At 73.0% G+C, this 16,302-nt stretch carries 24 protein-coding genes; 6 read left to right on the forward strand and 18 right to left on the reverse strand.

Translation table 11 applies throughout. The features are described 5' to 3' along the window. Positions 1-323: 323 nt before the first annotated feature. Complete coding sequence (bcp, locus tag ABD126_RS31345) at positions 324-797, forward strand: thioredoxin-dependent thiol peroxidase (RefSeq protein ID WP_343937809.1); 474 nt, start codon at positions 324-326, stop codon at positions 795-797. A 232-nt stretch (positions 798-1,029) separates the two neighbouring features. Further along, positions 1,030-1,356, forward strand: a complete 327-nt coding sequence (locus ABD126_RS31350; RefSeq protein WP_343937811.1) for a DMT family transporter — start codon at positions 1,030-1,032, stop codon at positions 1,354-1,356. Positions 1,357-1,487: 131 nt separating this feature from the next. Here ABD126_RS31350 and rdgB read toward each other — a convergent pair whose 3' ends face one another. Continuing rightward, positions 1,488-2,096 (reverse strand): RdgB/HAM1 family non-canonical purine NTP pyrophosphatase, encoded by a 609-nt coding sequence (rdgB, locus tag ABD126_RS31355; RefSeq protein ID WP_343937813.1) that lies wholly within the window; start codon positions 2,094-2,096, stop codon positions 1,488-1,490. Next, a complete protein-coding gene (gene rph / locus ABD126_RS31360) occupies positions 2,093-2,857 on the reverse strand; it encodes a ribonuclease PH (protein ID WP_343937815.1) in 765 nt (254 codons plus the stop codon). Before rph ends, rdgB begins: the two co-directional genes overlap by 4 nt. Positions 2,858-2,911: 54 nt before the next feature. Between rph and ABD126_RS31365 the strand changes: the two genes are divergently transcribed. Next, complete coding sequence (locus ABD126_RS31365) at positions 2,912-3,427, forward strand: DUF2231 domain-containing protein (protein ID WP_343937817.1); 516 nt, start codon at positions 2,912-2,914, stop codon at positions 3,425-3,427. Between the two features lies 1 nt (position 3,428). Here the strand turns inward: ABD126_RS31365 and ABD126_RS31370 are convergent, their stop codons facing one another. Genes ABD126_RS31370 through ABD126_RS31405 form a run of 8 tightly spaced genes read right to left on the reverse strand, consistent with a single transcriptional unit; the run spans position 3,429 to position 8,442 of the window. Beyond that, on the reverse strand, positions 3,429-3,806 hold the full coding sequence (locus ABD126_RS31370; RefSeq protein ID WP_343937819.1) for an SRPBCC family protein: 378 nt from the start codon (positions 3,804-3,806) through the stop codon (positions 3,429-3,431). Further along, a complete protein-coding gene (locus ABD126_RS31375) occupies positions 3,803-4,198 on the reverse strand; it encodes an OsmC family protein (RefSeq protein ID WP_343937821.1) in 396 nt (131 codons plus the stop codon). The genes ABD126_RS31370 and ABD126_RS31375 overlap by 4 nt, the downstream gene beginning before the upstream one ends. Before the next feature lie 10 nt (positions 4,199-4,208). Then, positions 4,209-4,712: a hemerythrin domain-containing protein gene (locus tag ABD126_RS31380; protein WP_343937823.1), complete on the reverse strand. Its 504-nt coding sequence runs from the start codon at positions 4,710-4,712 to the stop codon at positions 4,209-4,211. Next, positions 4,702-5,511 carry an MBL fold metallo-hydrolase gene (locus tag ABD126_RS31385; protein ID WP_343937825.1) on the reverse strand — a complete coding sequence of 270 codons (810 nt, stop codon included), beginning with the start codon at positions 5,509-5,511 and terminating at the stop codon, positions 4,702-4,704. The genes ABD126_RS31380 and ABD126_RS31385 overlap by 11 nt, the downstream gene beginning before the upstream one ends. Before the next feature lie 17 nt (positions 5,512-5,528). Beyond that, positions 5,529-6,323 (reverse strand): glutamate racemase, encoded by a 795-nt coding sequence (gene murI / locus ABD126_RS31390; protein ID WP_343937827.1) that lies wholly within the window; start codon positions 6,321-6,323, stop codon positions 5,529-5,531. After that, a complete protein-coding gene (locus tag ABD126_RS31395) occupies positions 6,320-6,931 on the reverse strand; it encodes a rhomboid family intramembrane serine protease (RefSeq protein WP_343937829.1) in 612 nt (203 codons plus the stop codon). Before ABD126_RS31395 ends, murI begins: the two co-directional genes overlap by 4 nt. A 42-nt stretch (positions 6,932-6,973) precedes the next feature. Continuing rightward, positions 6,974-7,939 carry a hypothetical protein gene (locus tag ABD126_RS31400; protein WP_343937831.1) on the reverse strand — a complete coding sequence of 322 codons (966 nt, stop codon included), beginning with the start codon at positions 7,937-7,939 and terminating at the stop codon, positions 6,974-6,976. Next, positions 7,936-8,442 carry a SigE family RNA polymerase sigma factor gene (locus tag ABD126_RS31405; RefSeq protein ID WP_343937833.1) on the reverse strand — a complete coding sequence of 169 codons (507 nt, stop codon included), beginning with the start codon at positions 8,440-8,442 and terminating at the stop codon, positions 7,936-7,938. The genes ABD126_RS31400 and ABD126_RS31405 overlap by 4 nt, the downstream gene beginning before the upstream one ends. Before the next feature lie 165 nt (positions 8,443-8,607). Here ABD126_RS31405 and ABD126_RS31410 point away from each other — a divergent pair, with 165 nt between their 5' ends. Beyond that, positions 8,608-9,453, forward strand: a complete 846-nt coding sequence (locus ABD126_RS31410) for an SMP-30/gluconolactonase/LRE family protein (protein ID WP_343937835.1) — start codon at positions 8,608-8,610, stop codon at positions 9,451-9,453. 97 nt (positions 9,454-9,550) lie between these two features. On the opposite strand, the gene ABD126_RS31415 is transcribed toward ABD126_RS31410, so the two are convergent. The 8 genes from ABD126_RS31415 to clpS form a co-directional block, all read right to left on the reverse strand. Then, positions 9,551-10,315: an MBL fold metallo-hydrolase gene (locus tag ABD126_RS31415; RefSeq protein WP_343937837.1), complete on the reverse strand. Its 765-nt coding sequence runs from the start codon at positions 10,313-10,315 to the stop codon at positions 9,551-9,553. A 150-nt stretch (positions 10,316-10,465) separates the two neighbouring features. Then, the gene (locus tag ABD126_RS31420; RefSeq protein WP_343937839.1) at positions 10,466-11,416 is read right to left on the reverse strand and encodes a PLP-dependent cysteine synthase family protein; all 951 of its coding nucleotides are present in this window, start codon (positions 11,414-11,416) and stop codon (positions 10,466-10,468) included. Positions 11,417-11,421: 5 nt separating this feature from the next. After that, positions 11,422-11,694: a MoaD/ThiS family protein gene (locus ABD126_RS31425; RefSeq protein WP_343937841.1), complete on the reverse strand. Its 273-nt coding sequence runs from the start codon at positions 11,692-11,694 to the stop codon at positions 11,422-11,424. 57 nt (positions 11,695-11,751) lie between these two features. After that, positions 11,752-12,207 (reverse strand): M67 family metallopeptidase, encoded by a 456-nt coding sequence (locus tag ABD126_RS31430; protein WP_281276619.1) that lies wholly within the window; start codon positions 12,205-12,207, stop codon positions 11,752-11,754. 51 nt (positions 12,208-12,258) lie between these two features. Further along, positions 12,259-12,774: a DUF2231 domain-containing protein gene (locus ABD126_RS31435; RefSeq protein ID WP_343937844.1), complete on the reverse strand. Its 516-nt coding sequence runs from the start codon at positions 12,772-12,774 to the stop codon at positions 12,259-12,261. 15 nt (positions 12,775-12,789) lie between these two features. Next, complete coding sequence (locus tag ABD126_RS31440) at positions 12,790-13,431, reverse strand: peptidase S58, DmpA (RefSeq protein ID WP_343937846.1); 642 nt, start codon at positions 13,429-13,431, stop codon at positions 12,790-12,792. Continuing rightward, positions 13,431-13,988 carry a DUF2017 domain-containing protein gene (locus ABD126_RS31445; protein ID WP_343937848.1) on the reverse strand — a complete coding sequence of 186 codons (558 nt, stop codon included), beginning with the start codon at positions 13,986-13,988 and terminating at the stop codon, positions 13,431-13,433. The genes ABD126_RS31440 and ABD126_RS31445 overlap by 1 nt, the downstream gene beginning before the upstream one ends. After that, positions 13,985-14,284, reverse strand: a complete 300-nt coding sequence (gene clpS / locus ABD126_RS31450; protein ID WP_121222535.1) for an ATP-dependent Clp protease adapter ClpS — start codon at positions 14,282-14,284, stop codon at positions 13,985-13,987. The genes ABD126_RS31445 and clpS overlap by 4 nt, the downstream gene beginning before the upstream one ends. 90 nt (positions 14,285-14,374) lie before the next feature. Between clpS and ABD126_RS31455 the strand changes: the two genes are divergently transcribed. Beyond that, positions 14,375-15,649: a nicotinate phosphoribosyltransferase gene (locus ABD126_RS31455; RefSeq protein ID WP_343937850.1), complete on the forward strand. Its 1,275-nt coding sequence runs from the start codon at positions 14,375-14,377 to the stop codon at positions 15,647-15,649. A 10-nt stretch (positions 15,650-15,659) separates the two neighbouring features. Next, positions 15,660-16,229 (forward strand): isochorismatase family protein, encoded by a 570-nt coding sequence (locus tag ABD126_RS31460; protein ID WP_343937852.1) that lies wholly within the window; start codon positions 15,660-15,662, stop codon positions 16,227-16,229. Positions 16,230-16,302 lie beyond the last annotated feature (73 nt).

The following is a 16,302-nucleotide window of genomic DNA, read 5'->3' on the forward strand; positions in this document are numbered from 1 at the left end:
GAAGAGCGAAAAGCGGCGCTCGCCGCGCGGCAGGCCCCCGGGGGTGGAAGGGCGTCGGTTCGTTCCCCGTACGGCCTGCCGGAGGCAACCACCCTTCCGCCTTCTCCGCAACCGGTGAAGCGTGGTTGCGGAGAAGGCGGAAGCGCGGTTGGGCTGCGCCCAGGCCGTACGGGGAACGAACCGAGGCCCTTCCTTTGGGCTTTGGAGCCCATCAAAGAGTGCGCCTGCGGCGCGGAAGGGCCTTGCGCTTCGCGCGGCCGTTCGACGGGGCTGGTGGCGGGTGTCGGGGGAGGCTTGGGTGGGCGCACCTGTAGCGTTGGCGCATGACCGAGCAGAAGCGCCTGTCCGTCGGCGACCAGGCCCCGGCGTTCACCCTGCCCGACAGCGAGGGCAAGCCCGTCTCGCTCTCCGACTACCTCGGCCGGTCCGTGGTCGTCTACTTCTACCCCGCCGCCGGCACGCCCGGGTGCACCAAGCAGGCCTGCGACTTCCGGGACAGCATCGGGGAGCTCGCGTCCGCCGGGTACGACGTCGTCGGCATCTCGCCCGACAAGCCGGAGAAGCTCGCCAAGTTCGCCGCGGCCGAAGGGGTCAACTTCCCCCTGCTCTCCGACCCCGAGCGCAAGGTGCTCGCCGAGTGGGGCGCGTTCGGGGAGAAGCAGAACTACGGCAAGACGGTCATGGGTGTGATCCGCTCGACCTTCCTGATCGACCCCGAGGGCAAGGTCGCCAAGGCCATGTACAACGTGCGCGCCACCGGCCACGTCGCCAAGCTGCTGCGCGAGCTGCCCGCCTGACCAGGCCGTACCCGCCGCCGGAACGCCGCGCGGCGGGTACACTGGGGGTCGAGGACAGGCCACGAGGGCCGCTCAGACCTCTGTAAGGGTGATAACCGTGTGTCGCGCGACGACACCCGACGCCCCCCGTTCCAAGTTCGTCATCCGGGTCCACTTCCCCACTCGCGGCGGTTGACGCGGGCGTTGCACCGACGCCTCCCACAACCGAACACAACCGCTCGGGACACCCGACATGTTGAAGTGGATCCTGCTCACCCTCGCCATCGGCTTCGAGGTCTTCGCCACGCTGTGCCTGAAGGCCTCCGACGGCTTCACCAAGACCCTCCCCACCGTCGGTCTGATCACCGGCTACGCCGCCGCGTTCTACCTGGAGTCCCAGGTGATCCGGCTCGGGCTGCCGGTCGCGATCACCTACGCGGTGTGGGCGGGCGGCGGCATCGCGCTCGTGGCCGTCATGGGGCGCGTGCTGTTCGCCGACCCCATCTCGCCCGCCGTGCTCGTGGGCATGGCGCTGATCGCCGCGGGAGTGGGTGTCGTGTCGGTCGCCGCGACGACGTGAGGCACCGACCCGGGTTACCTTGGACCTGGGGAGGGGCCGTCACCGGGCCGGAAACCGGTGACGCGACAGCGATCCTGGAGCACCCGCGGGAGGGCTGCGGCGTGCCGCGCGAACCGGCCCCGGCGTCAAGATCAGCTGCCGGCGTTGAGCTTGCGCAGCTCGGGCAGCAGCAGGCGCAGCGCCCGGCCCCGGTGGGAGAGCTTGTCCTTCTCCTCCGGGGTCAGCTCGGCCGACGTCACCTCGTGCCCCTCGGGCCGGAAGATCGGGTCGTAGCCGAAGCCGTTGGCGCCGCGCGGTTCCCGGGTGATCTCGCCGCGCCACTCGCCGCGCACCACCACTTCCAGCCCGTCCGGGCCGACCAGGGCCGCCGTGCACACGAACGCCGCGCCGCGCCGCTCGTCGGGCACGTCGCGCAGCTGGCCGAGCACCAGTTCCAGGTTGGCCAGGTCGTCGCCGTGCCGACCCGACCAGCGGGCCGACAGCACGCCGGGCATGCCGTTGAGGGCGTCGATCGCGATGCCCGAGTCGTCGGCGACCGACGGCAGGCCGGTGGCGTTGAAGGCGTCCCGCGCCTTGAGCAGGGCGTTGCCCTCGAACGTCGGCTCGGTCTCCGGCGCCTCCGGGAACTCCGGCACGTCGGACAGGCCCAGCACCTCGATGCCCTCCAGGCCCTCGAAGGCGAGGATGCGGCGCAGTTCGCCCAGCTTCTTGGCATTCCGGGACGCCAGCAGGAGCTTCACTTCTTCTTGCCCTTCGGCTCGGGCAGCACACCGGGGTAGGGCAGGGCCAGCGCCTGCGACTGCAACCGGTTCAGCTCCGCGCAGCCCACCAGCGCCAGGTCCAGCATCTTGTCCAGAGTGGACCGGGCGAAGGTCGCGCCCTCGCCGGTGCCCTGGACCTCGATCAGCGTGCCCGCGTCGGTGGCGACGACGTTCATGTCCACCTCCGCCCGCGAGTCCTCCTCGTAGGGCAGGTCCAGCCGGACCCGGCCGTCCACGACGCCCACCGACACCGCCGACACCGCGCACGACAGCGGCTGCGGGTCGGCCAGGCGGCCGGCGGCGGCCAGCCAGGTGACGGCGTCGGCCAGGGCCACGTACGCGCCGGTGATGGCGGCGGTGCGGGTGCCGCCGTCGGCCTGGATGACGTCGCAGTCGATGACGATGGTGTTCTCGCCCAGCGCCGCCAGGTCGATGCACGCCCGCAGGGACCGGCCGATCAGCCGGGAGATCTCGTGGGTGCGACCGCCGATGCGGCCCTTCACCGACTCGCGGTCGCTGCGGCTGTGGGTCGCGGACGGGAGCATGGCGTACTCGGCCGTCACCCAGCCGAGGCCCGATCCGGACCTCCACCGGGGGACGCCCTCGGTCACGCTCGCCGCGCACAGCACCCGCGTGTTGCCGAACTCGATCAGGACCGAACCCGCGGGCCACTGCTGGTAGCCCCGCGTGATCCGGATGTCGCGCAGCACGTCGTCGTTCCTGCCATCGGTCCTCAGCACGGCACTACCCTAAGGCGCTGAACCCGGGAACGTCCCACTGGCGTAGGGAGAGGCATGGCACTCGCAGACGACCTGGTGACGGTCTTCGGTCTGCCGGCGCACCCGCTGCTGGTCCACGCGGTCGTGGTGCTCCTGCCGCTGGCGGCGGTGGCCGCCGCCGCCCTGGCGGTGGTGCCCCGGTGGCGGCAGCGCTACGCGTGGCCGCTGCTGGGTGTCACGGTGCTCGGCGTGGGCGCGGTCCTGCCCGCGCAGAAGACCGGCGAGCAGTTGGAGGCGCGGCTGGCGGGGCTGGAGAACCCGCTGATCAGGCGGCACGCCGAGCTGGGGAACGACCTGCTGCCGTTCGCGCTCGGGTTCTTCGTGGTGGTCGTGGCGCTGCTGGTGGCCGGGCGGCTGGCGGACCGCGAGCGGACGGCCGCCGCGGACGACACGAACGTGCCCAGGACGTGGCGGCGGATCTCGGTGGTGGTGGCCGTGCTGGTCGTCGCGGCCGGCGCGGCGGCGACGGTGCAGACGGTCCGCATCGGGCACAGCGGTTCGACGGCGGTGTGGACCGGCGTCGGGCAGTAGGTCAGCGCTCGACCCAGGCCTTCAGGTCGCCCAGGTGCGCCCGCCAGCCGTCGCGGTGCGCGGCCACGAGTTCGAGCAGGGGCGTCCACCCGGTGTGGCGCACGCGGACCAGGGTGCCGCCGGGGACCGGGGTCAGCGTCACCTCGACCTCGGTGTGCGTCGGCCAGTCCTCGTCGGCCCACGTGAGCGCGAGCCTGCGCGGCTCGTCGCGGCCGACGACCTGGCCGGAGGTGACCTTGCGGGTGCCGTCGGAGTCGGTCCAGCGCTCCTCGAACGACGTCGCCGACAGCCGCATGTGCGGCCACCAGCCCTCGGGCGACACCAACGCCCGCCACACGTCCGACGGCGGCGCGTCGATGGTGACCGACTCGTCGATCACGGCGTGTGCAACGGGGTCGGCGGGGCCTTCTTCAGCGTCCGGGTGACGGTGCACAGCTGGTCGATCGCCCGGCGCACGGCGGCTTCCAGCGCGGCGCGCTGCTCTTCGTCCAACCGCGACACGTCGTAGTCCAGCGTCACCGGCACGGCGTCCAGCTCGTGCGCGCCCGCCGGCCGCACGTCGTCCGCCCGCGCGGTCAGCTCGCCGTCGACCCGGCGGGTCACCAGGGTCTCGGCGGTCACGATCGCGCAGCCCGCCGCCGCCGCGAGCAGCAGTTCGACGGGCGTGAACGCGCCCTCCGCGCCCGCCCGGCCGACGCGCACGGACGCGCCCCGGTCGTTCGTGGCCACGAAATCGTGCTGTCCGACCCGGCGCACCTCGACGTTCGACACGCCACCGACGTTAGTCGATGCGGTCGGCGGTGGCCCTTGCGATCTTGCGCACGTGCTCGATGTCGCCGCAGTCGTCGTCCAGCCGTTCCTGCCGGGCGGCGTGGAAGGCCTTGGCCAGCTCGGCGCGGCGCTCGGCGGGCACCTGCTCGCGGGCGTCGTTGAGGATGGTCCGCTCCTCCTCGTCGACGTGGTGGTTGAGCGCCTCGACCAGCTCCTCCAGCTTGTCCTCCCACTCCTCCGACGCGGTGTCGGCCACCTCCATCAGCGCCAGCAGCGCCTGGTGGCCCTCGGCGTGCTCCTCCGCGCCGTGGTCGACCTCGTCGCCGTCCACCTCCTTGTACCGCTTCAACGCCGGGTACACCTCGGACTCCTCGGCCTCGGCGTGGGCGACGAGCAGCGCGGCCAGCTCGCCCAGCAGGGCGGGGCGGTCCGAGGAGCGGTCGCGCAACTCGCGGAACAGCTCCTCGAACCTGCGGTGGTCGTTCAGGATCAACTCGACGACATCAAGTGCCATGGCCGCCTATTACCCGCACGACCGGCTCGTCAACCTCGTACTTCCCGCCCTGCCGCACGACTTCGACCGGTCCGGTGAACTCGGTTCTGGCTTCGGCCAAGACCACGTCGGGATCGGTCCACGGTGCGATGTGGGTCAGCAGGAGTCGGCCCACGCCGGCGTCGGCGGCGAGCCGGCCGGCGTCGGTGCCGGACATGTGCACGCCGGGCGGGCGGTCGTCGGCGTGGGTCCAGGTCGCTTCGGACAGCAGCACGTCCGCGCCCTCCGCCAGGGACCGCAGGGCGGCGCACGGGCCGGAGTCGCCGGTGAACGCCAGGACCGCGCCGGCCGTGGCGATGCGGAAGCCGTAGCACTCGCCGGGGTGGTCGACGCGGGCCGCGGTGATGGTGAACGGGCCGACGGTCGTCGGGTTCGGGCCCAGGGCGTGGAAGTCGAAGACGTCGGTGAGGTCGGCGGTGCGGAGTTCTTCGTCGCTCTCGGCGTAGGCGCGGGCGAAGCGGCGCGGCGCGTCGGACGGGGCGTGCACCGGCAGCCTGCGCGCGGACGTGTCGTGCGGCGGGTGGGTGTGGTACCGGCGCATGACGGCGAGCGTGGTGAAGTCCGCGCAGTGGTCCGGGTGCAGGTGCGAGAACAGCAGTGCGTCGAGGGAGAACGGGTCGCAGTGCACCTGGAGCGCCGCCAGCACTCCGTTGCCCAGGTCGAGCGCCAGCCGGTAGCCGTCCGCCTCGACGAGGTAGCCGGATGCGGGGCCCTGCGGCCCCGGCAGGCTGCCCGAGCAGCCGAGGATGGTCAACAGCACCGTTGGAGAGTGCCAGGTCATTCGTGGGGGTGGAAGGTGGCGTTTTCCAGGCCGGGCAGGAATCGGTGGGCCAGCCGCGTGAACTTGTCCACCGGGCCGGTGCTGGCGAAGCGCAGGTCGGGCGGTCCGCTGCGGAACAGGTCGCGCTCGTTGAGCACGCGGACCACGTCCTTCACGGTCTCCTCGGCGCTGGAGACCAGGGTCACGCCGTCGCCCATGACGATCTGGACCACGCCGGTGAGCAGCGGGTAGTGGGTGCAGCCGAGGACCACGGTGTCCACCTCCGCGCGTTGCAGGGGCTCCAGGTAGGCCTGGGCGAGGCCGAGGACCTGGCGGCCGGAGGTGGTGCCCTGTTCCACGAAGTCCACGAACCTCGGGCACGCGACGGCGGTGACCTCGACGTCCCGGGCCGCGGCGAAGGCGTCCTGGTAGGCGCCGGAGGCGATGGTGCCCTGCGTGCCGATCACGCCGACCCGGCCGGTGCGGGTGGTGGCGACGGCCCGCCGCACGGCCGGCAGCACCACCTCCACGACCGGGATGTCGTAGCGCTCGCGGGCGTCGCGCAGGCACGCCGACGACGCGGTGTTGCAGGCGATGACGAGCAGCTTGGCGCCGTCCTCCACGATCCGGTCGGCCACCTCCAGGGCGTGCTTGCGCACCTGGGCGATGGGCAGCGGGCCGTACGGGCCGTTGGCGGTGTCGCCGACGTACCGGATGCTCTCCTGCGGCAGCTGGTCCATGATCGCCCGTGCGACGGTCAGCCCGCCCACGCCGGAGTCGAAGATCCCGATGGGCGCGTCGGCGGCGCTCACGCGACCCCCGCCCGCTTCGCGTCGCGCGCCACGCCCCAGGCCGCGAGGACCCCGCCGAGCGCGCCGAACAGGTGCCCCTCCCAGGAGATGCCCGGCTGGCCCGGCAGCACGCCCCACAGCACCGCGCCGTAGGCGGCGAACACCGCCACCGCCACCACGATCTGCCACGGCGAGCGCACGAACAGCCCGCGCACCAGCAGGAACACCAGGAACCCGAACACCAGCCCGGACGCCCCGATGTGGCTGCCCGCCGCGCCGACGACCCAGGTGCCCAGGCCCGCGGTCAGCCAGATGACGACGGTGACCTGGGCGAACTGCTTGATGCCGCCGGAGGTGGCGAGGAAGCCGAGGATGAGCAGCGGCACGGCGTTGCCGGCCAGGTGCTCCCAGCCGCCGTGCAGCATCGGCGCCCAGATGATGTTGTCCCACTCGGTGAAGTCGCGCGGGATCACGCCGTCGTCGTCCAGCGCGCCGAACAGGACGGTGTCGATCGCCTCGACCACGAACAGCAGCCCGACGAACCCCGCCACGACGACCGCGGACAGCAGCGGTCGGGGCGGGATCACGCGCTGGGCGGGCGACTTCTGCGCCACTGGGGCCGGGTGCACGCTTCCAGGCTACGTGCGTTCGGCGTGGTCCGGGACGCCGGTTCAGCCACCCATGTCGACCATCACCGCCCACTCGCCGCGCTGCCCCTCGGGGACGACGCTGATCTCGACCGGTTGCCCCGGCACGAGGTCCGGCGGGTTGTGGCCGGAGGCGTCGATGCGACCGGTCGCACCGTAGGAGTAGCTCGCGCCGTCGTCGACCAGGACTCCGCCGATCAAGACCTTGATGCGACCGGGTGAGCCCCAGACGACGTGCAGCCGGGTCACGGTCCGCCACGGGACGACGACCTTCTGCGGCAGGTTCGGGTCGGCGGGGTCGGAACGCAGGACCACGTCCGCCGGGTGCACGAGGTGGTCGACCTCGACCGGCTTCTCCGGCGCCGGCGGCATCGGGTACTCGGTGATCGGGACCCGCCGGCCGACCGCCAGCGCCACCGGGATGCCGTCCGCGGCCGGCTCGACGTCGGCGACCTCCGCGGCGGTGTTCGGCGGACCGGTGACGCGCCCGAGCACGGTCAGCCGGACCACCGCCCGCCGGCCGGCCACCAGGCTCTCGCTCAAGGCGAGACTGCCGAAGCCGCCGGGCTCCTTGTCGCAGCCGAACAGCCGCACCTCCTTGCCGTCGACGGCGAGCGACACCTTGAGGACGTCCTTGGCGTCGATGTCGCAGCGGACGAACAGCCGGACGTCCGCCGGGTCGCCGGAGGGGGTGAAGGCGAGCGTCAACGGCTCCGGGGTGCGGCCGGTGGTCTGGGCGACGACCCGACTGCCGACGATGTGCTCGGGGAACGGTTCCGGGGCGGCGGGTTGGGAGTCGGTGCGGTTCGGGGTCGCCGCGAGCGCCCCGCCCACCAGGGCCAGCACGACGCACGCCGCGGCGACGAACGCCCGCCGCCGGCGGACGCCGCGGACCCGCGCGCGCACCGCGGCCATGCGCGCGGCGTGCGGGGTGTCCCCGGGCGGGTCGGCGTGGTCGTGGAAGACCTGGCTCAGGTCGTGCGTCTTCACCCGCGCACCCCTTCCCCGTCGAACTGCCCCCGCACGGACGGGTCCACCCGCAGCCGGGCGAGGGCCTTGCTGGTCTGGGACTTCACCGTGCCGACCGAGACGCCGAGCGCGTGCGCCACCTGCGCCTCGGTCAGGTCCTCGTAGAACCGCAGCACCAGCACGGCCCGCTGGCGGCGCGGCAGGGTGCCGAGCAGGCGCCACAGCCAGTCGTGCTCGTCCACCGCGTTCTGCGGGGCCAGGCCGGTCGGTTCGGGCAGCACGTCGGTGGGTTCCTCGCCGCGCCACCGGCGTCGCCACCACGTGGCGTAGGTGTTGACGATGATCCGGCGCACGTACGGCTCCGGGTCGCCCTGCACGCGCCGCCACGCGAGCCAGGCCTTGGTCAGCGACGCCTGCAACAGGTCCTCGGCGTGCCCGGCGTCGCGGGTCAGCAGGTACGCGGTGCGCAGCAGGCGCGGCGAGGCGCCCGCCACGAACTCCTCGAACCCCTCGGGTGGTTCCACTCAAGTCCCCCTCCGCGCGACCGCCTCGCCGGTACTACCAGTCGGGGCGCGCGGATGGTTGCCGTCGCCGGCGCGCGGCCATCCGGGTGGATTCGGCGGCTCGACGGTGTAGCAAGTCACACCGATCCGGTCGGGCGGGGCCGTCGCGGAGCCTAGGCTGTCCCGGTGTCGATCGACGTTGCGGTGCGGGCGGAAGCCGAACTGGGTGAAGGTCCCACGTGGGACCACGGCAGCGGCACCCTCCTGTGGGTCGACGTCCTGCGCAGCGAGGTGCACCGCTACTCCCCCGCGCGCGACCAGGACGCGGTCCTCGACGTCCCCCAGCACGTGGGCGCGGCCAAGCCCCGGACGCGCGGCGGCCTGGTGCTGAACCTGCGCGACGGCATCGCCCTGGTGGACCCGGACGGCACCAAGACGTGGCTGGTCTACTGGGCGCGCGACGGCTACCGCGGCAACGACGCGGCGGTGGACCCGGCGGGCCGGCTGTGGGCCGGGACCATGCGCTACGACGAGGACCCCGGCGGCTGGCTGGTGCGCGTCGAGCCGTCGGGCGACGCGAAGGTCGTGGTGGACGACGTGCGCGTCAGCAACGGCATCGGCTGGAGCCCGGACGCCACCGCCATGTACTACGTGGACTCGGCGACCCGCCGGATCGACGTCCTGGACTACGACCGGGACTCCGGTTCCGCCACCAACCGCCGGACCGTGGTGGAGGTGGACCGCGGCCTGCCCGACGGCCTGTGCGTGGACGCGTCGGGCGCGATCTGGGTGGCGCTGTGGGGCGGGGCGGCGGTGCGCCGGTACACGCCGGACGGCCGTCTGGACACCGAGATCGAGCTGCCGGTGGGCCAGCCGACGGCGTGCGCGTTCGGCGGCCCGGACCTGACCGACCTGTACGTGACCACGGCCCGGACGGGCCTGTCCGGCGAGGCGCTGACCGAGCTGGCCGGGTCGGTGCTGGTGGTCGGCGGGGCCGGCGAGGGCCAGATGTCACACTCCTTCGCCGGCTAGAACGCCCACCGGCCCCGGTTGGAACGCGCACCGATTGGAACGCGCGCCGGTTGGAACGCGTACCGCTCAAAGCGGTGCCGGTCAGTGCGGGTGCCGGTCAGAATGCGTACACGGCACCGGGTTCGGCCAGCGCCACCGGGCCGGTGAACGACTCGACGGCGTCCTCCAGCACACCGTTGCGGTCCGACCACGGCAACACGTGCGTGATCACCAGCCGCCCGACGCCGGCCTCCTCGGCCACCGCCCCGGCCTCGTGGCCGCTCATGTGCAGGTAGTTCGCCCGCCCGGCCTGTTCCCGCCACGCGGCGTCGGCCAGCAGCAGGTCCGCGCCGCGCGCCAGCTCGACCAGTTCGGGGCACGGCACGGTGTCGCCGGTGAACACGAGCGACTTGCCCCCGACCGCGATCCGGAACGCGTACGCCTCGCAGATGTGCCGCATCGCCGCCACGTCGATCGACACGCCGCCCACGTCGAACCGGCCGGCTTTCAACGGCACGAAGTCGTAGGTGTCGGACAGCCTCAGGGCCGCCAACTCCTCCTCCGACGCGGCGTGCGCGTTGGCCAGCCGCCCGGGTGCGTGCGAGGGGGCGAAGACCGGCAGCCGGCCGAAGGTCTTCGGCGGGGCCGGGTGGTGGCGCAGGTAGGTGGTCAGGGCGCTGAAGTCCGCGCAGTGGTCCAGGTGCAGGTGCGACAGCAGCACGGCGTCCAACCGGAAGGGGTCGCAGTACCGCTGCAACGCCCCGAAGACCCCGCCGCCCAACTCCACGGCGATCCGCACCCCACCGGCCTCGACCAGGTACCCGGACGTGGGCAGATCGGGCCCGGGAGCGCTGCCCGCGCAGCCGAGGACGGTCAACCGCATGATCGGCACGATAGCAGTCCGCAGGGGCGGCAAAATTGCGGAAAACGGGTGGCCCAATAGCGGTTCCCGCATTTCATCCGAGGGCCGGAAAAGCACTCCGGCATCCCGAACGCGTCGCGGTGGGGAGCCCGTGGACCCCCCACCGCGGGGTCAGGCCCAGAGGTGGCCGTCGAGGCGTTCCGCCGCCTCGTCCAGCGTGCCCGCGTAGGCGCCGGTGGACAGGTACTTCCACCCCGCGTCCGCCACGACGAAGGCCACGTCGGCCCGCTCGCCGCGCTGCGCGGCCTTCTCCGCCACGGCCAGCGCCGCGTGCAGGATGGCGCCGGTCGAGATGCCCGCGAAGATGCCCTCGACCTCCAGCAGCTGCCGGGTGCGGCGCAGGGCGTCGTAGGAGCCCACGGAGTAGCGGCCGGTCAGGACCTCGGCGTCGTACAGCTCGGGCACGAAGCCCTCGTCGAGGTTGCGCAGGCCGTACACCAGCTCGCCGTAGCGGGGCTCGGCGGCGACGACCTGCACGTCCGGCTTCTGCTCGCGCAGGTACCGGCCCACGCCGACCAGGGTGCCGGTGGTCCCCAGGCCCGCCACGAAGTGCGTGATCGTGGGCAGGTCCTTGAGGATCTCCGGGCCGGTGGTCTCGTAGTGCGCGCCGGGGTTGGACGGGTTGCCGTACTGGTAGAGCATCACCCACTCGGGGTGTTCGGCGGCGAGTTCCTTCGCCCGCGCGACGGCCTGGTTCGAGCCGCCCGCCGCCGGTGAGAACACGATCCGCGCGCCGTAGGCCTGGAGCAGCTGCTTGCGCTCGGCGGAGGTGTTCTCCGGCATCACGCAGACCAGGCCGTAGCCCTTGAGCTTCGCGACCATCGCCAGCGCGATGCCGGTGTTGCCGGAGGTCGGTTCGAGGATCGTGCAGCCGGGTTGCAGGCGGCCCTCCCGCTCGGCTTCCTCGATCATCATCAGGACCGGGCGGTCCTTGATCGAGCCGGTCGGGTTGCGGTCCTCCAGCTTCGCCCACAGCCGCACGTCCTTGGCCGGCGACAGCCGGGGCAGCCCCACCAGGGGCGTGCCGCCGACCGCGTCGAGCAGCGACTCGTACCGGGCCACCGGGATCAGCCCCCGGCGACGGCCGGGAGGATCGTGACGGTGTCGCCGTCCTTCACCGCCGCCTCGAGGCCGCCGGCGAAGCGGACGTCCTCGTCGTTGACGTACACGTTGACGAACCGGTGCAGCGTGCCTTCCTTGACCAGGCGCGCCTTCAAGCCACCGTGGTTGTTCTCCAGGTCGTCGATGACCTGCGCGAGCGTGGTGCCCGACGCCTCGACGGACTTCTGCCCGCCGGTGTGCGTGCGCAGGATCGTGGGGATGGAGACGGTGACAGCCATGCTGGGACCTCCGGGAGAGGAGCCGGGATTTTTACGGGGTCGAGCGGGGACGCGCGCTCAGGGACAGTCGGGCGTGTCGTCCGCGCCCGTGTGCGCGAACATGTACGACTCGACGACCTCGACCGGTTCTTCGGTGACGACGCCGTCAACGATCCGGTAGGAGCGCAGCTCGTGCGTCTCCGGGTCCCTGGTGGAGATGAGGACGTAGTGCGCCTGCGGCTCGCTCGCGTACGAGACGTCGGTCCGCGACGGGTAGGCCTCGGTCGCGGTGTGCGAGTGGTAGACGACGATCGTCTCTTCGTCGTTGGCGCTCATCTCGCGGTGGACGCGGAGCTGCTCCATCGAGTCGAACCGGTAGAAGGTCGGGGAGCGCTCGGCGTTGTCCATGGGGATGAACCGCTCGGGGCGGTCGGAGCCCTCGGGGCCCGCGATGATCCCGCACGCCTCGTCGGGGTGGTCACGACGGGCGTGCGCCACCATCGCGTCGACGAGGTCACGGCGGATCACCAGCACACCCCCATCCTACGTGGTGGCGGAAGGTGTCCCGCTGTGTGAGAACCGGCACTACACCGGTTCGCGCTCCACGCCCGCCGCCTGCGCGTAGGCCAGGTGGCCGCCGACCAGGCCGCCGGCGGTGAGCACGCCCATCCCGATGCCGGAGACGACCCGCCCGACGACGCCGAACCCGTGCCCGCGCAGCCGGAACGAGGTCAGGTAGAGCAGGTTGGCCGCCGCGTTGGCCGCCAGGTGCACGAACGCCGTGCGCCGCTGCCGCTCGTCGAGCGTGGCGTACTCGGCCAGGCCGGTCGCGATGGCCACCGGCGCGGTCGCCAGCCCGATCCCGATCAGCGCCCGCGCCGCCTTGCCCTCGCCCGGCAGGAGGTCCAGCACGTTCGAGGCCGCGAACATCCCCAGCGGCAGGAGCACGGCCGCCGGGTGCGCGGGGTGCCCCATCGGCTCCCCGCGCAGCAGCCGGGAGCTGCGGACCCCCGAAGGGATGGCCTCGGCCACCGCCCCGGCCACCCGGTCGAGCGCCTTGTTGTCCTCAACCCACCGCAAAACCCGCTTGACCCGGTTCATACCGGACCGGGTACCTCAGGGGACCGCCCGGAACACGTCGTTCGCCGCTCCGGTGCACAGCGCGTCCAGCGGCGCCCCGGTCGCGACCCCGGTGGCCAGCGCGAACACCGTCGCCGGCACCCGCACCCCGGCCCGGACCAGCCCGTCGTGCGCCGACATGGCGACCCGCCGGCACCCGGCCTTGTCCAGTTCGGCGTCCACCACGACGACCGCCGCCGCCGTCTCGCCCACGAACACCACCGCCGGGGGCGCCGCGACCTCGACGGCGGCCTCGCACGCCGCGTGCCCGACGTCCTCGCCGGGACCGCCGACCGCCGCCGCGCACACGATGGGCACGACGCCGCCGTCCACGGGGAACCCGTGCCCGCGCTCGGCCAGCCACCGCACCACGCCGTTCGGGGTGGACGGGGCTTCTGAGAGGACGACCGCGTGCACCCGCTGGACCAGCGCGGACGGGTCGAGCAGGTCCAGTTCGCGGGTGCCCACGGGCGCGCCCCGCGTGTCCACGCCCGCCGCCACCCCGCCGGGGGCCAGCACGACCGCCGCCCCCGCCACCCGACCGACCAACACGCCTGCCGCCCCCGCGACCCGTCCGGCCGGCACGACCGCCGCGCCGGTGGCGCGTTCGGCCGGCCCGGTGGCGCGTTCGGCCGGCATCAGTCCATGACCGCCTCGACCAGCGTCTCCTGCACCCACGTCAACCAGTGGTAGACGCCCAGGTGCGGGGAGCGCGGGTCGTCGGGCGGGAGTTCGTCGGGCATGTCCTCCTGGACGTCCAGGGCCGTGCCCAGCGCCAGGCGGACGTCGTTGAGCGCCGCCAGCCAGGCCTCGGCCTGCGCGGACGCCAGGCGCACCTCGCCGCCGTCGGCCGGGCACGTGTCCAGCACGACCGCCGCCGCCGCCGTCTTGGCGTCCAGCAGGTCGGGCTCGTGCAGGGAGCGCAGGGCGTTCGCGGAGTCCACTTCGGCCGGATCGGGCGCGTCGGGGTCCAGGCGGTGGAAGTCGGGCAGCAGCCGGCCCAGGATCGGGTCGTCCGGCGGTGTCGAGGGTCCGGTCCGGATCCCCGTCAGCGCCGCCAACTCGTCCTGCGGCGCCTCTTCCGCGCGGGCCAGGAGCATGTCCTGGATCTGGCTCACCAGACCGCGCACCACGGCGGCTTCCTGCCGGTCGAACCGGCCGACCACCGCGTCGCCGACCCTCGTCCACTTCCTCACGACGAACGCTGCATCGTCGCCCAGAGGCCGGCCGCGTGCAGTTTCGCCACGTCCGCCTCCACCTTGTCCTTCGAACCGGATGACACGATCGCTTTGCCCTTGTGGTGCACGTCCAGCATCAACTTCGTCGCGTGGTCCCGGCTGTACCCGAACAGCTTCTGGAACACGTACGTCACGTAGGACATCAGGTTCACCGGGTCGTTCCAGACCAGCGTCTGCCAGGGACGGTCCTCCGTGCGGACGTCCACCGGCGACGGGTCAACCTGCGTCCGCTCATGCTCGACGGGCGTGGTCATACCGCCAATGGTGTCATGTTCCGGTCCGTGGCGGAGCCCATAGGGCCACCTGCCGCCCTCACGCGGCGCCCGAGCCTAGGCTTCTGGCTCATGTCGACGTCGCTGTTCACGGACCACTACGAGTTGACGATGCTCGCCGCTGCCCTGCGCGACGGCACCGCCGACCGGCCGTGCGTCTTCGAGGTCTTCGCCCGCCGGTTGCCGGAGGGCAGGCGGTACGGGGTGGTCGCGGGCACCGGGCGCCTGCTGGACGCGATCGAGGCGTTCCGCTTCGGCGAGGCCGAGCTGGAGCTGTTGGAGCGCACGGACGTGGTCGACCGGGCGACGCTGGACTGGCTCGCGGACTACCGGTTCACCGGGGACGTGGACGGGTACCCGGAGGGCGAGCTGTACTTCCCGGGTTCGCCGATCCTGTCCGTGCGGGCCCCGTTCGGCGTGGGCGTGGTGCTGGAGACGCTGGCCCTGTCGATCCTCAACCACGACAGCGCGATCGCCTCCGCCGCCGCCCGCATGGTGGGCGCGGCGAACGGCCGCCGCATGATCGAGATGGGGTCGCGCCGGACGCACGAGGACGCGGCCGTCGCGTCCGCGCGCGCCGCGTACCTGGCGGGGTTCACGGCGACGTCGAACCTGGAGGCGGCGCGGCGGCACGGCATCCCGACCGCCGGGACGTGCGCGCACGCGTTCACCCTGCTGCACGACAGCGAGGAGGCGGCGTTCCGCAGCCAGGTCGAGGCGCTGGGCGCGGGCACGACGCTGCTGGTGGACACCTACGACATCACCAACGGCATCAAGACCGCGGTGGAGATCGCGGGGCCGGCCCTGGGCGCGATCCGGATCGACTCGGGCGACCTGGGCGTGCTGGCCCGGCAGGCGCGCGACCAGCTGGACTCGCTGGGCGCGCGCAACACGCGCATCGTCGTGTCCGGCGACCTGGACGAGTACTCGATCGCCGCGCTGCGCGCCGAGCCCGTGGACGCGTACGGCGTGGGCACGTCCGTGGTCACCGGGTCGGGCGCGCCGACCGCGGGGATGGTCTACAAGCTGGTGGAGGTCGACGGCCGGCCGGTGGCGAAGCGGTCGTCGCACAAGGAGTCCCGCGGCGGCCGCAAGAACGCGCTGCGGCGGCACAAGGAGACCGGGACCGCGTTGGAAGAGGTGGTGTTCCCGGCCGCGGAGGTGCCCGAGCTGGGACCGCACGACCGGGTGCTGCCCGTCCCGCTGGTCCGCGGTGGACAGCGGGTGGCCGGGCTCGACACGCTGGCGGAGAGCCGGGAGCGGTTGCGCGCCGCCCTGGTGAGCGTGCCGTGGGAGGGCCTCAAGCTCTCCCGCGGCGAACCCGCCATCCCGACCACGTTCCTGTAGGGAGTTGCAGATGGCCAAGGCACTGATCGTGGTGGACGTCCAGAACGACTTCTGCGAGGGCGGGTCGCTGCCGGTCGCGGGCGGCGCGGCGGTGGCGGCGGCCATCTCGGCGCACCTGGCGTCGAGCGGGTACGACCACGTGGTGGCGACCCGGGACTACCACGTCGACCCCGGCGCGCACTTCAGCGCGACGCCGGACTTCGTGGAGTCGTGGCCGGTGCACTGCGTGGCCGGGACGCCCGGCGCGTCGTTCCACCCGGAGCTGGACGTGGCCCCGGTGTCGGCGGTGTTCTCGAAGGGCGCGCACGCGGCGGCGTACTCGGGCTTCGAGGGCGCGACCGGCGGCGGCGAGGGGTTGGCCGAGTGGCTGCGGGCGCGCGGGGTGACCGACGTGGACGTGGTGGGCATCGCGACCGACCACTGCGTGCGGGCGACGGCCCTGGACGCGGCGGCGGCCGGTTTCACGACGACGGTCCTGCTGGACCTGACCGCCGGCGTGGCGTCGGCGACCGTGGACACGGCGCTGACCCAGCTCCGCGAAGCCGGCGTGGCGCTGGCGGGAACGCCCCACGTGCCGTAGCCCCGCCTCTGTCGTACCCCGCTGGTTGACCGTGGATCCGGGGGTGCTCCGCTCAAGAGCACCCCCGCACCGC

This window comes from Saccharothrix mutabilis subsp. mutabilis, assembly GCF_039521145.1.
GTDB lineage: Bacteria > Actinomycetota > Actinomycetes > Mycobacteriales > Pseudonocardiaceae > Actinosynnema > Actinosynnema mutabilis.

Excerpts from the sequence above, each read along its gene's own strand:
- bcp (WP_343937809.1), top strand. The coding sequence starts at position 324 with ATGACCGAGCAGAAGCGCCTGTCCGTCGGCGACCAGGCCCCGGCGTTC.
- ABD126_RS31350 (WP_343937811.1), top strand. The coding sequence starts at position 1,030 with ATGTTGAAGTGGATCCTGCTCACCCTCGCCATCGGCTTCGAGGTCTTC.
- ABD126_RS31365 (WP_343937817.1), top strand. The coding sequence starts at position 2,912 with ATGGCACTCGCAGACGACCTGGTGACGGTCTTCGGTCTGCCGGCGCAC.
- ABD126_RS31380 (WP_343937823.1), bottom strand. The coding sequence starts at position 4,712 with ATGGCACTTGATGTCGTCGAGTTGATCCTGAACGACCACCGCAGGTTC.
- ABD126_RS31415 (WP_343937837.1), bottom strand. The coding sequence starts at position 10,315 with ATGCGGTTGACCGTCCTCGGCTGCGCGGGCAGCGCTCCCGGGCCCGAT.
- ABD126_RS31425 (WP_343937841.1), bottom strand. The coding sequence starts at position 11,694 with ATGGCTGTCACCGTCTCCATCCCCACGATCCTGCGCACGCACACCGGC.
- ABD126_RS31435 (WP_343937844.1), bottom strand. The coding sequence starts at position 12,774 with ATGAACCGGGTCAAGCGGGTTTTGCGGTGGGTTGAGGACAACAAGGCG.
- ABD126_RS31440 (WP_343937846.1), bottom strand. The coding sequence starts at position 13,431 with ATGCCGGCCGAACGCGCCACCGGGCCGGCCGAACGCGCCACCGGCGCG.
- clpS (WP_121222535.1), bottom strand. The coding sequence starts at position 14,284 with ATGACCACGCCCGTCGAGCATGAGCGGACGCAGGTTGACCCGTCGCCG.
- ABD126_RS31455 (WP_343937850.1), top strand. The coding sequence starts at position 14,375 with ATGTCGACGTCGCTGTTCACGGACCACTACGAGTTGACGATGCTCGCC.
- ABD126_RS31460 (WP_343937852.1), top strand. The coding sequence starts at position 15,660 with ATGGCCAAGGCACTGATCGTGGTGGACGTCCAGAACGACTTCTGCGAG.